The sequence below is a fragment of the Micromonospora sp. NPDC000207 genome, assembly GCF_040300925.1.
Taxonomy (GTDB): Bacteria; Actinomycetota; Actinomycetes; order Mycobacteriales; family Micromonosporaceae; genus Micromonospora.
This window is the reverse complement of record NZ_JBEPEQ010000002.1, coordinates 126,692-138,415: the sequence shown is the minus strand read 5'-3', so window position 1 is coordinate 138,415 and position 11,724 is coordinate 126,692. Positions and strand designations below refer to the sequence as shown.

Annotated in this window: 13 protein-coding genes and 1 other RNA gene; 10 read left to right on the top strand and 4 right to left on the bottom strand. The window is 70.7% G+C overall.

Annotated elements, in window-relative coordinates; translation table 11 throughout:
* The 5 genes from stsB to ABT336_RS01570 form a co-directional block, all read left to right on the top strand.
* A partial coding sequence (stsB, locus tag ABT336_RS01590) for a StsB family radical SAM/SPASM domain sactipeptide maturase (protein ID WP_350894518.1) occupies nt 1-1,462 on the top strand: 1,462 nt, incomplete at its 5' end.
* Nucleotides 1,462-1,785 (top strand): PqqD family protein, encoded by a 324-nt coding sequence (locus ABT336_RS01585; protein ID WP_350894517.1) that lies wholly within the window; start codon nt 1,462-1,464, stop codon nt 1,783-1,785. The genes stsB and ABT336_RS01585, both read left to right, overlap by 1 nt.
* Before the next feature lie 10 nt (nt 1,786-1,795).
* The gene (locus ABT336_RS01580) at nt 1,796-2,557 is read left to right on the top strand and encodes a hypothetical protein (RefSeq protein WP_350894516.1); all 762 of its coding nucleotides are present in this window, start codon (nt 1,796-1,798) and stop codon (nt 2,555-2,557) included.
* Nucleotides 2,554-3,495, top strand: coding sequence for an ABC transporter ATP-binding protein (locus tag ABT336_RS01575; protein ID WP_350894515.1), 942 nt, complete (start codon nt 2,554-2,556; stop codon nt 3,493-3,495). The genes ABT336_RS01580 and ABT336_RS01575 overlap by 4 nt, the downstream gene beginning before the upstream one ends.
* Nucleotides 3,492-4,328, top strand: coding sequence for an ABC transporter permease (locus ABT336_RS01570; RefSeq protein ID WP_350894514.1), 837 nt, complete (start codon nt 3,492-3,494; stop codon nt 4,326-4,328). Before ABT336_RS01575 ends, ABT336_RS01570 begins: the two co-directional genes overlap by 4 nt.
* A gap of 161 nt (nt 4,329-4,489) precedes the next feature.
* On the opposite strand, the gene ABT336_RS01565 is transcribed toward ABT336_RS01570, so the two are convergent.
* From ABT336_RS01565 to ABT336_RS01555, 3 genes are all read right to left on the bottom strand, one after another.
* On the bottom strand, nt 4,490-5,464 hold the full coding sequence (locus tag ABT336_RS01565; RefSeq protein WP_350894513.1) for a zinc-binding dehydrogenase: 975 nt from the start codon (nt 5,462-5,464) through the stop codon (nt 4,490-4,492).
* A 220-nt stretch (nt 5,465-5,684) separates the two neighbouring features.
* A complete protein-coding gene (locus ABT336_RS01560) occupies nt 5,685-5,993 on the bottom strand; it encodes a hypothetical protein (protein WP_350894512.1) in 309 nt (102 codons plus the stop codon).
* Nucleotides 5,977-6,201, bottom strand: coding sequence for a hypothetical protein (locus ABT336_RS01555; RefSeq protein ID WP_350894511.1), 225 nt, complete (start codon nt 6,199-6,201; stop codon nt 5,977-5,979). Before ABT336_RS01555 ends, ABT336_RS01560 begins: the two co-directional genes overlap by 17 nt.
* A gap of 659 nt (nt 6,202-6,860) precedes the next feature.
* Here ABT336_RS01555 and ABT336_RS01550 point away from each other — a divergent pair.
* Together ABT336_RS01550 and ABT336_RS01545 are read left to right on the top strand one after the other, a co-directional pair.
* On the top strand, nt 6,861-7,067 hold the full coding sequence (locus tag ABT336_RS01550) for a helix-turn-helix transcriptional regulator (RefSeq protein WP_350894510.1): 207 nt from the start codon (nt 6,861-6,863) through the stop codon (nt 7,065-7,067).
* A gap of 301 nt (nt 7,068-7,368) precedes the next feature.
* Nucleotides 7,369-8,073, top strand: a complete 705-nt coding sequence (locus ABT336_RS01545; protein WP_350894509.1) for a creatininase family protein — start codon at nt 7,369-7,371, stop codon at nt 8,071-8,073.
* 238 nt (nt 8,074-8,311) lie between these two features.
* On the opposite strand, the gene rnpB is transcribed toward ABT336_RS01545, so the two are convergent.
* Nucleotides 8,312-8,730: RNase P RNA component class A (rnpB, locus tag ABT336_RS01540), an RNA gene on the bottom strand.
* Between the two features lie 208 nt (nt 8,731-8,938).
* Between rnpB and ABT336_RS01535 the strand changes: the two genes are divergently transcribed.
* The 3 genes from ABT336_RS01535 (at nt 8,939) to ABT336_RS01525 (ending at nt 11,708) form a co-directional block, all read left to right on the top strand.
* Nucleotides 8,939-9,859 (top strand): DUF4394 domain-containing protein, encoded by a 921-nt coding sequence (locus ABT336_RS01535; RefSeq protein ID WP_350894508.1) that lies wholly within the window; start codon nt 8,939-8,941, stop codon nt 9,857-9,859.
* Between the two features lie 258 nt (nt 9,860-10,117).
* The gene (locus ABT336_RS01530) at nt 10,118-10,879 is read left to right on the top strand and encodes a sulfite exporter TauE/SafE family protein (RefSeq protein ID WP_350894507.1); all 762 of its coding nucleotides are present in this window, start codon (nt 10,118-10,120) and stop codon (nt 10,877-10,879) included.
* Nucleotides 10,880-10,946: 67 nt separating this feature from the next.
* On the top strand, nt 10,947-11,708 hold the full coding sequence (locus tag ABT336_RS01525; protein WP_350894506.1) for a sulfite exporter TauE/SafE family protein: 762 nt from the start codon (nt 10,947-10,949) through the stop codon (nt 11,706-11,708).
* Nucleotides 11,709-11,724: the final 16 nt, after the last annotated feature.

Here is an 11,724-nt window from a genome sequence, read left to right as displayed (position 1 = left end):
GGCCACCCACGACCGGGCCGCAGACGGGCCGGCCACCCACGACCGGGCCGCAGACGGGCCGGCCACCCACGACCGGGCCGCAGACGGGCCGGCCACCCACGACCGGGCCGCAGACGGGCCGGCCATCCACGACCGGGCCGCAGACGGGCGGGCCGGACAGGAGCGGATCCAGCATGAACGGGCGCTCGCCAGACTCGTCATGGGACGGATCGTCTACCTTCCGGGGACCGGGCCGAACCTGCGACAGGTCGACGCCCCGCTGAAGCTCGTCTACTACGCCATCACCGACGGGTGCAACCTGCGCTGCCCGTACTGCTACGCGTCGTCGGAGAAGCGCCGGCCTGGTGAGCTGTCCACCGCCGAGTCGCTGGACCTTGTCGAGCAGGCCGCCGAGCTGGGCGCCAAGGTGATCGTCTTCACCGGGGGCGAGCCGATGCTGCGCCGGGACCTCTTCGAGGTGGCCGGTCGGGTGCGGGAACTCGGGATGCAGGCGAACATCATCACCAACGCGACGCTGATCCGGAAGCCGGAGACGGCCCGACGGATCGCTGACACCTTCGCCACCGTCACCGTCAGCATCGACGGCGGGACGGCACAGACCCACGAGCGGACCCGGGGCGCGGGGACCTTCGCGAAGACCGTGGCCGCCCTGCGGATGCTCAACGGCGTCGGGGTCCGCCCGATGATCAATCACGTGGTCTCCGAGACCAACGTCGGGGAACTCGCCGACCTGGCGGAACTCTTCTCCGACATCGACGTCACCCACGTCAGGTTGATGCACCACAGCGGACTCGGGCGCGGGGCCGACGACGACTCGTCGTTCGGTTGGTCCGACTACCGGGCCGCGCACCGGTTCGTCTGGACCGACCCGAGGGCCAGCAACCTCCTGCCGGACGGCCCTCTCGGCCAACGTTCCTGCGCCACCCGGATCAACTGTGGGCTCGGCGGCAACGAGATCTACGTCGACTCCCTCGGTGACGTGTACCCGTGCAAGCTGGTCACCGAGAACCATCACAAGGTGGGCAACCTGCGCAAGGACAGCCTGCGGGACCTGTTCGGCACGCCGATCCTGGCGGATCTGCGGTCCAACGCGGTGTTCGCCGGGGAGAACCTCGCCGACTGCAGTCGCTGCTACATCCGGGGGGCGTGCGCCGGGGGGTGCCGGGCGTACCACATGGCCGCCACCGGTGATCTCAAACGCAACTCGCGGGCGCTCTGTCGGGTCCTGCGCCACCAGATGATCACCTCGATGTGGGTGAGCGCCGGTGCGGGCCGCGAGACGGTGCTCAGCGACGAGGACGAGGCGTTCCGGCCCCTGCTGGTGTCGACCGGTGAGGTCCATCCCGTGTACGAGGACTGGAAGGCCGAGGCCGCCCGGCTGACCGCGTCGGTCGACGTCCCGGCCGAGCCGACCCCGGCGTACCGGCGGCAGTTGCCTGTGACAGCGGTACGGAGGTCGTGATGGTGTGGGTGGTCAGTCCGAACGTCGTCTGGGTCGACTCGCCGGACGAGATCCAGCTGTACGACACCGACGCCGGTGAGTTCCAGACCCTCAACTCCACCGGGGCGGCGATCTGGCGGCACCTGGTCCGCGTCGGCGAGCAGGACGCCATCGTGGCCGGGCTCGCGGAGGAATTCGGAGCAGAGGATGACAACCAACGCGGCCTCATCGCCGACGACACGTCCCGTTTCCTCCGGCACCTCGCCGACCAGGGGATCATCCGTCCCCGGTCGACCGACCGACCAGCAGCACCGGCCACCGGTGACCCGACGACCGAGCGGTGACTCCGACGGCGTGTCGACTCTGTCGACCCGGATGGTCGACCTGATCGTCCACGGTCTGCGGACCGTCGGGCGGGCGATGCTGCCTGTCGGTGGCGTGAGCATGCTGCCGACTCTGCGTACCGGTGACCGGGTGGAGCTGTTCCCGGTCCCGCCCGGCGGGGTCGTCCCGGGTGACGTGGTGGCCTTCCGGTACCGCGACGAGTTGGTGCTGCACCGGGTGCACGCCCGACACGACGGGTGGCTGACGACGGCCGGGGACAGCCGGTCGCTGTTCGACCCACCGATACCTGTCACCGACGTGGTGGGGGTCGCCCGGGGTGTCCCGCCCCGACCCGACCCGCAGCCCTGGCGTCCCGCCGACCCGGGCACCGGCGCGCCGGTCACCGTCTGGATCGTCACCGACGACCGTCGGGCCGGGCCGCCGTCGGGGCTGCCGCCGGGGTGGCGGGTCCAGGTCCGGCCGGCGTACGGCATCGGGGTGACCGCGGACGTCCTTGCCGAACTCCGGGCGGAGCTGGCCGACCGCCCCTGCCTCGGGTTGACCGAACACGCCGTGCACGGTGTCGACGAGGTGGTCACCGGTCCGCTTCCGGCCGGCACCCAGATCGTCGTCGGATGCTCCTTCGGCCGCCTCGACGGGGACCTCCCCGGTCGGCTCCTGCCGCCGGAACTCGCCGACGTCCACCTGCGCACCGGACCGGCCCGGGTACGCGTCGACCCGTCGACAGCCCTGGCCACGCTGACCCGGGCGACGGAGAGGGTGGCGGGATGACTGCTGTGGTGGCCGCCGAGGGCCTGACCAAGAGGTACCGGGGGATGACCCGGCCCGCCCTGGCCGACCTGACCGTCACCGTCGGCGGGGCCGAGGTGGTCGGGCTCCTCGGGCCCAACGGTGCCGGTAAGACGACGCTGGTGAAGCTGGTCTGCGGGGTCACCTCCCGCTCCGAGGGTGACCTGAGGGTGTGCGGCGGGGACCCGGTCGCCGACGCGTCCCGGGTGAAGCAACAGGTGGCGGCGGTGCACCAGGCCGGGCCGATGGACAACATGCTGCCCGCCATCGACCAGGTGAAGGTCGCCGCCGCGTTCCGGGGGCTGCGGTGGCGTGACGTCCGGCCCCGGGCCGAGGAGATGCTCGCCCAGTTCGACCTGACCGACGTGGTCGGCCAGTTGGCGTTCACCCTCTCCGGTGGCCAGCGCCGACGGCTGCAACTGGTCAGGGCGTTGCTGACCGTGCCGAGCCTGCTCATCCTGGACGAGCCCTCCGCCGGGCTCGACGTGCAGGGCCGACGGCAGATGTGGGAGCTGATCGCCAAACTGAACGTGGAGCACGGCACCACGATCGTGTGGACCAGCCACTACATCGAGGAGATCGAACGCAACTGCTCCCGGGTGCTCATCGTGGACCGGGGGCGGCTGATCCGCGACGACACCCCTTCCGCCCTGGTCACCCGGTACGGCAGGCAGTCGGTGGTGGTGACCCTCCCCGACGTCGACGACCGGTCCCGCCTGGACGCACTCCTGCCGGTCGGCTCGGTCACCGCGACCGGGGAGACCACTGTGACAGTGGACTGCGACGCGCAGCTCGGGGCCGTCGTCGACCTGGTCCGGGGGGCCGCCGCCCGGGGCGCCACCATCGAGTTCCGGTCCCCGTCGTTGGAGGACGCCTACGTCGCCCTCGTCGACCAGGGCAGGGAGGGTACTGCCGGATGACCGCCACGACACCACCCGCCCCGGTCACCACACCACCGCCGACCCGACCCGCCCCGATCGGCCGGATCGCCCGAAGCGGGCTGCCGGCGGTGGCGTACCGCGAGTTCCTGCTGTTGACCCGGAACCGGACGAACCTGCTCCTGGCGGTCCTGCCGACCGCGATCTACCTGCTGCTGTTCGCCACCTCCCTGACCAACCTGGTCGGCAGCGTCACCTACCGGGGCACAGTCGTCGGGTACGCCGAGTTCGCCATCCCGGCGATCATGCTCTCGTCGATGCTCGCCGCGACCACCACCACCGGGACGTCCCTGTTCCAGGAGGAGATGGGCGGGATGTCGGTGGAGCTGTGGTCGTACCCGATGAGCCGGGCCGGTTACATCGCCGGGAAGATCGTGGCCACCACCGGTCTGGTGATCGTCCAGAGCCTGGCCGCCCTGCTGGTCGGGGTCGCCCTGTTCGACCTGGGATGGCCGATCGGCAACTGGCTCGCCCTCGGGGTCGGGACGGTGGTGGTCTCGTTGACGTTCAACGGGCTCTACCTGCTGATGGCCGCCTTCGTCAGGGACTTCCAACGGTTCATGGTGCTGATCAACGTGTTGGGTCCGTTCCTGCTCTTCTCCAGCCCGTCGTTCTATCCGGTGGAGCAGATGCCGACGGTCCTGCGCTGGCTGTCCACTGTCAACCCGGTCACGTACGGGATCTCCTGCCTGCGGGGTGGGGCGCTGTTCGGCTGGTCGGCGATGTGGCCGACGGCCCTGGCGATGCTCGTCGCCGCCTTCGCCGTCTTCACGGTCATCGCCGTGGTCCTGACCCGCCGCATCCGCGAACTCTGACCCCCTCCCCTCCCCTCCCCTCTCCCCGCCCCCGTTCTTCCCGGTGATCAAGGGATTTGCGTCATGATCAGCGCGAATTCTGACGCAAATCCCTTGATCAACCCTGCGAACCGGGTGGGGTGGCGGTGGGGTGGGGTGGCCGACGGGGCAGGGCGGTGGGGTCAGAGGAGGAGGAGGGTTTTGCCGACTCCGGTTCGGGACTCGATGGAGGCGTGCGCCTCGGCGGCCCGGTCCAGGGGGAACGTCTGCCCGACGACCGGCCGGATCCGCCCGTCGACGGCGAGGGCCATCATCTCCCCCGCCCACCCCAGCATGTTCGGCCCGAACCCGGGGAGCTGCTCGATCCCGATCACCTGGATCCGGCGTCGCCGCGCCTCCTCGGGGTCGATCACAGTGGGCCGACCGCTGGCCGCGCCGTGCACCGAGAACCGGCCGCCGACCGCTGTCACCTCGAAGGCGGCCCGACCGATCTCCCCACCGACCCCGTCGAAGACCAGGTCCGGGCCGGTCCCCCCGGTGGCGGCGCGAACCCGGTCGGTCCACCCCGGTTCGGAGTAGTCGACCGTCACGTCCGCCCCCAGTTCACCGACCAGGTCTAGTTTGCGCTGGCCCCGGGCCGCCCCGACGACCCGCGCCCCGGCCAGCCGGGCCAACTGGACCAGCAGGGTGCCCACCCCACCGGCCGCCGCCTCGACCAGGACCCACTCTCCGGACCGGATCCCCGCCCCCCGGGCCAGCCCCAGGGCGGCACTCCCGTTGCTGTGCAGTGCCACCGCCTCGGGCAGACCCAACCCGTCCGGCACCACCGCCAGGTCGGCCACCCCGGTCACCGCCCGCTCGGCGAACCCACCCATGTGTCCCGGGAGGTTGGCGAGGACCCGCCGTCCCACCCAATCCGACTCCACTCCGGCCCCGACCGCCGTCACCCGCCCGGCGACCACCGACCCCGGCACGTACGGCAGCTCCGGTCGGGCGTGCCACCTGTCGGCCCCCCGCCGGATCTGGGTCTCCACGAACGACATTCCTGCCACGGCCACCGTCACCAGAACCTGCCCCGGCCCGGCCACCGGCTCCGGCACCTCGGCCGACACCAGCACCTCCGGCCCCCCGAACCGGGTCACCTGCACAGCCCGCATCCGCTTCTCCTCCCGTCGAGTCGACCCACCGACACCTCGATCCGGCACCACGAGCTGCCGCGTCGAGCTGCCGCGTCGAGTTGTCACCTCGATCGGAACTCTCCACCGTCAACCACGAATGAGGTCAACCCCCGGAGGCGGTCCAGCGTGGTGCGGCTAGTGAAAATCCGGCGAGGTGTGCCCGGCGCGGCTTGGTGCGGCTGGCGAGGACCCCGTGAGGTCAACGCCCGGCGGTCCGGCGGGGTGCGGGGGCGACCAGCCGTCGGGGCTGGGCGACGGGAAGCTGATCGGTCCGCCGGACCGGCCTCGACTCCGGCCGGTGCAGCAGTTCCAGCCCCGCCGGGCGGACGAAGAGGTCCCGCTTGGCGACGGCGTTCCCCCGCCGGTCGAGGGCGTACCCGTGCAGCCACACCCACCCCTGATAGGTCAACCATTCCTCGATCACCCTGATCACCCGGAACGTCAGCGGTCGACGAAACTGCACCGAGGCGGCGCGTCCCACGCGTACCACGTCACCCGGCGTCGGCATCCCGTCCACCCTCCGCCTCCCCGACAGCCCCGACCCCGACTGCCCCGGTCCCGCCCACTGCCTCGACCGCTGTCTCGATTCCGGGGCTGGGGATTGGGCGGAGCGGCCGGGAACACCATCCGAGGAACCGGTCGACGATCTGCTCGGGGGTCAGCCCGGTCAGCTCGGTCCGGGCATCGGCCAGGTAGGGCGCAAGATAGTTGCGCATCACTCGCACGTCACACCGGCACAGCTCCTTGAGCTGCCGTTTTCGGGTCAGGCACGGCCACGGATCGCCGCACGTCACGCAGGTCCACCCCGGCCGTTCCGGTCCGTGCAACGCCGCCCACCCCGTCATCGGGTACGCCCACAGCCCGCCCGCCGCTGCGCAGGCACCTCCCACCGCCCCGCGTTCGGCGTACGAGAACGAGCAGCCACCCCTCGTCCACAGGCCCCGGGACAACCCGTGATCGTCTGCAGCTGGCCCACCCTTTTCTCGGCGTGTGGAGCACCTGAACCGCAAACGATCAAGGTTCCCCGTGATCCACCCCCTGATCCACCCCCTGATTGAGCCACCAGGCTCCTCCAGATCTGCCGCCAGGAGAGTCGACCGGCACGCCACCGCATCATCGAATCCTTTCGAGATCGCTCGCCGAGCAGCCACCCGACGAAGCACCTGAACTCCTCGACACCCCGCCACCTCGACCGGCGAAGCGCAGGGATCCTTCAGCGCCTCCGGTGCCTCGTTTCTGATCGGCGGCACCCCCGTCCGCCGGGAAGCTCCTCCACCGGACGGGAGGCACCGCCCGCTCATGCTCCATCACTCGATGTGCTCTAGTCAACTGGCTATGCCCAATTAACTAGTTTCCAACTGCCTACCTTCGGCCCATGGGTGAACCCCTGATGGGTCCTTACGAGATCGCCCAACGGCTGAACGTGTCGCGTCAGCGGTTCCAGCAGCTCGTTCGCTATCCCAGCTTTCCCAAGCCCTACGCAGTACTGCGAGGTGGGAAGGTGTGGCGGACTGAGGATGTCGAGCAGTGGATTCGGGAGCACCGCAAACCGGGGCCGACCGACGGCGACGAGCAGGGCTGACCCGAGGGGGCTGACCCGAGGGGGGCTGGCCCGAGGCGGGGAGTCGGCCGAGGCGGGGGAGGCCGAAGGGGGCCTCGTGATCGTTTGCGGTTTACCTACGCCGCCCTCGGCGTGTCGCGAAGCTTAACGTCAAACGATCACGCTGCTCCGGGACTGCAAGCGCTTGAGCATCTCGGAAGCTCAAACGATCAAGTGTCAGGGCGGCAGACGAGCAAGTAGCGGGCTCCGAGTTCGCCAACCATCCTGAGGAACACTCCTGGGGTCGGGGCTACGGAATCGGAGGGCTGGGTCGGTGTTCGGGTTGGGTACTGCTGCTACTGCTGCTGACGAGCGGGAACGGGACGCCACTGTGGCGGTGCTCCCGGTCGGGAGCTTCGAGCAGCACGGGGACTTCCTGCCACTCGTCACCGACACAGTGGTCGCAGGGGCGGTCGCCGGGCGGCTCGCCGAGGCGTACTCGATGATGGTGTTGCCGCCTTTGACCTTCTCCTGCTCGCAGGAGCACGCAGGTTGGCGGGGTACGGTCAGCATCAGCGCCACCACTCTGCACCGGGTGGTGATGGAAGTAGCGGAGTCGCTGGCCCGGTCCGGGGTGACCAGACTGATCGTGGTCAACGGACACGGCGGGAACTACGTGCTGGCCAACGTGGTCCAGGAGTACACGGCGGTGCACGGGCCGACGATGAGTCTGTTCCCCCGATCGGCGGACTGGACGAGAGCCCGGGTGGACGCCGGGATGGCCACCACAGACCACGAGGACATGCACGCCGGGGAGTTGGAAACCTCGATCCTGCTGCACGTCGCCCCCCAGCTGGTACGCGACGGCAACACCTCAACCGACTGGACCGCCGACGACCGGCCGCACCTGCTCACCCTGGGCATGTCGGCATACACGACGTCGGGGGTGATCGGCCGCCCCTCCCTCGGTACGGCCGAGAAGGGTCGACTCGCCATCGAGAGCCTGACCCGCTCGTTCGACGCGTACCGGCAGGCCCTGGGTCTGTGACAGCGCGCCGACCACGGCGGCGCACCCATCGACGGACATCTTCAAGATCTGCTCCATCACCGGCGAGGACGCCGCACGCCTCGCCCCTCCCCCACCCCGCTCCGCTCCGACCCGATGCGCGCCGCCTTCGACAGGTGCGACACCCGGGTCACCTCCTTCGTCGGGGGCGAATGATGATCGATCATCCCGACGTAGAGCCAGCTCAGATCCTTAATCGGGTCTCTGAGCTGGGGGGCGACGGACGAGTCGACCTGTACGCCGGATTCTGTGACCGACGCGTACCCGCGAGGGGTGTCGCGTCGGCGGCGGCCATCCATCTCGGCCTGCCGTCGCCGACAGGCTCATGCGGCCTACCCGCAGACATCGGGCGGGCAGCCCTCAAGCGTCTGCGCGGGTCGTCATCGCGAAGGTGACGGCCCTGTCTTGGCCTTGCTCCGGGTGGGGTTTACCGAGCCACCCCGGTCACCCGGGGTGCTGGTGGGCTCTTACCCCACCGTTTCACCCTTACCGTCCCCGTACGGGGTCGGCGGTCTGTTTTCTGTGGCACTGTCCCGCGGGTCGCCCCGGGTTGCCGTTAGCAACCACCCTGCCCTGTGGAGTCCGGACGTTCCTCGGCGACGGGCCGGAGCCCGTCGACGCGACCGCCCGGTCGACTCGTCCGTCGCGCTCTCATCGTAACGACGCGCCCAGCGGGTCTATTGCCACCCCTCCGGTACGCCGCCGGGGCGCATCGTCCTGTGACGGTACGGGTGTCCACCAAAGGTGATGCTTCTTCGGATTGTGTCCGGGTGGGTGGCGTCGGCTGGTCTGCTGGGGGCGTACCAATGCCGCTTTTCGGATGTTCTTCACCAGGAAGGTGCGTGACATGACGTCTCGAAACCACAGCAGGATGGTGCTCGCCGGTCTCTCGATCGCGCTCGGAGCCGGCATGTCGGGAGCGCTCGCCGCACCCGCGTCGGCTGACGTGGGCACGACCGACGCCGCGTACCGGGGGACGTACCTGCCCGCGTTGATCGCGCAGTTGGAGAAGGGGCGACCCGACCGGGGCCTGCGGGCGATCGGGCTGACCCAGGGGCAGCGGCTGGTCCGGTTCGACGTGGACCGGCCGGGGAGCGCCGAGCTGATCGGCCGGGTACGCCTCACCGGCGGGGAGGACCTGGTCGGCATCGACTACCGGGTGCAGGACGGGCGGCTCTACGGGGTGGGTGACGAGGGGGGCGTGTTCGTCATCTCGACGCGTACCGCAGTCGCCACCAGGGTGAGCCAGCTCAGTGTGGCGCTTCAGGGGAGCTTCTTCGGGGTGGACTTCAACCCGGCCGCCGACCGGTTGCGGATCATCAGCGACGAGGGGCAGAACCTGCGGCACAACCTCAACGACGGCACCACGATCGTGGACGGGACGCTGACGTACCCGCCGTCGGCCACCACGGCGCGAGGGGTCACCGGGGCGGCGTACACGAACAACGACCTCGACTCGGCGACCGCCACCACCCTCTTCGACATCGACACCCTCCTCGACCAGGTGGCGGTGCAGTCCCCGGCGAACTCCGGGCAGCTCGCCGCGACAGGTCGGCTCGGCGTCGACTCGGGGATCCGTGCCGGGTTCGACATCTACAGCACGGTCCGGGGCGGTCGTACGGTGGCGAACGAGGGCTTTGCCGTCCTGCCCGTCGACGGTCGTCGTACCGTCTTCTCGGTCGACGCCCTGACCGGCGCGGCCACTCCCCTGGGCAGCTTCCGGGGGTACCGGGTCACCGACATCGCCCTCCCGCTCGGCCAGCGCTGACCCGTCCCCCGCACCGGTCACCCGCTGCCCGCCCTCCGGCCCGGAATCCGGCCCCGATCACCCGCCCTCCGGCCCGAACTCCGGCCGGAGGGCGGCCCGGAATCCGGCCCCGATCGTCTGCCCGACGCCGTGATCGACTGAGGGTGGCCGGGGGGCAAATGGGGCGTAGGGCTTCGAAGGGGGGCGGGGACCGGGGGCGGGTGTGGGACGGCCGGTGGGCGCAGGGGGTGCTGCTCAGGGGGTGGGTAGCCTGCCGCTGTGGATCTTCTCGATGCGGGGTTGCTGGTGGTGGCGGGGCTCGCCGCCGGCATGGTCAACGCGGTGGCCGGCGGGGGTTCGTTGATCTCCTTCCCGGCGATGATCGCCATCGGGGTGCCGCCGGTCGCGGCGAACATGAGCAACTCGATGGCGGTGGCCCCCGGGTACCTGGCAGCTGTGGTGGGCAGCCGGGTGGACCTGCCGGACCGACGGGAGTGGTTGCCGCTGCTGCCGACCGCGACGGTCGGCACGTTGGGCGGGTGCCTGCTCCTGCTCGGTACGCCGGCCCGCGCCTTCGAGATGGTCGTGCCGTTCCTGGTGTTGGCGGCGACGGCGGTCCTGGCGTTCCAGGATCCGCTGCGGCGACTGGTCGGGCACCCCCGCGACCTGGGGCCGCGCCGTCGGACGTTGACCGTGCACCTGATGGTCGCCGTCGGCTGCGTCTACGGCGGGTACTTCGGGGCGGCGCTCGGGTTCATGCTCGTCGCCGGGCTGGCGTTGGTGATGGACGCGACCCTGGCCCGGTTGAGCGCCCTGAAGAACCTGCTCTCCCTGGTGGTGGGGGTGATGACCATCGCGGTGTTCGGGCTGTTCGGCCCGGTGAACTGGGCGGCGGTGGCGCTCGTCGCACCGGCCGCGCTGACCGGTGGTTACCTGGGTGCCCGGCTCGCCCGTCGGCTTCCGGCCGCGTTCCTCAAGGCCGTCATCGTGATCTTCGGTACGTCGATCGGCCTCTACCTGCTGTTCCGTAGCCTCCAGTGACCGCAGCGCCGCCCCTGGTGACGTACGGCATAGGGGTGGGCATCGACGGCCCCTAGGGTGCCGCCTCGTGGATCTTTTCGAGGTGACGCTGTTGGTGGTGGGCGGGTTCGCGGCCGGGGCGGTGGGGGCGGCGGCCGGCGGGGGCGGACTGATCACTTTTCCGGTGTTGATCCTGATCGGCCTGCCACCGGTGTCGGCGGTGGTGACGAACACGGTGGCCCTCTCCCCGGGGAGCTTCGCCGCCGTGCTGGGCAACCGGGTGGACCTGCCGCCCCGGCGGGAGTGGCTGCCGCTGCTGCCCACCGCCGTCGTCGGCACCGTCGCCGGGTCCCTGCTGTTGCTGGCTGCCCCGGCCCGGGTCTTCGAGCTGGTCGTGCCGTTCCTGGTGTTGGGGGCGACGGCGACCCTGGCCCTCCAGGGTCCGCTGTGGCGTCTGGTCGGGCACCCCCGCGACCTCGGGCCGCGCCGCCGGACGGCGACCCTGCACGCTGTGGTCGCAGCCGGCGGGGTCTACTGCGGGTACTTCACCGCGGCCCTCGGGCTGGTGATGATCGCCGGGCTGGCCCTGGCCATGGACACCACGATGGCCCGGGTCAACGCCCTGAAGAACCTGATGGGGGCACTGATGGGGTCGGTCACCGTGGTGGTCTTCGGGTTGTTCGGCCCGGTGAACTGGGCCGCCGCCGCGCTGCTGGCCCCGGCCGCCCTCGTCGGCGGGTACGCGGGCGCCCGGTGGGCGCGCCGGTTGCCGTCGGCGGTGCTCAAGGCCGTGATCGTGGCCTGCGGTACGGCGGTCGGCCTCTACCTCCTGCTTCGTGAACTGACCTGACCCCGACCCGCCCCCT

Bases quoted from the DNA above. Each gene is read 5' to 3' on its own strand.
- ABT336_RS01575 (WP_350894515.1), top strand. From the start codon at position 2,554: ATGACTGCTGTGGTGGCCGCCGAGGGCCTGACCAAGAGGTACCGGGGG.
- ABT336_RS01550 (WP_350894510.1), top strand. From the start codon at position 6,861: ATGGGTGAACCCCTGATGGGTCCTTACGAGATCGCCCAACGGCTGAAC.
- ABT336_RS01560 (WP_350894512.1), bottom strand. From the start codon at position 5,993: ATGCCGACGCCGGGTGACGTGGTACGCGTGGGACGCGCCGCCTCGGTG.
- ABT336_RS01570 (WP_350894514.1), top strand. From the start codon at position 3,492: ATGACCGCCACGACACCACCCGCCCCGGTCACCACACCACCGCCGACC.
- ABT336_RS01565 (WP_350894513.1), bottom strand. From the start codon at position 5,464: ATGCGGGCTGTGCAGGTGACCCGGTTCGGGGGGCCGGAGGTGCTGGTG.
- ABT336_RS01555 (WP_350894511.1), bottom strand. From the start codon at position 6,201: ATGCGCAACTATCTTGCGCCCTACCTGGCCGATGCCCGGACCGAGCTG.
- ABT336_RS01585 (WP_350894517.1), top strand. From the start codon at position 1,462: ATGGTGTGGGTGGTCAGTCCGAACGTCGTCTGGGTCGACTCGCCGGAC.
- ABT336_RS01535 (WP_350894508.1), top strand. From the start codon at position 8,939: ATGACGTCTCGAAACCACAGCAGGATGGTGCTCGCCGGTCTCTCGATC.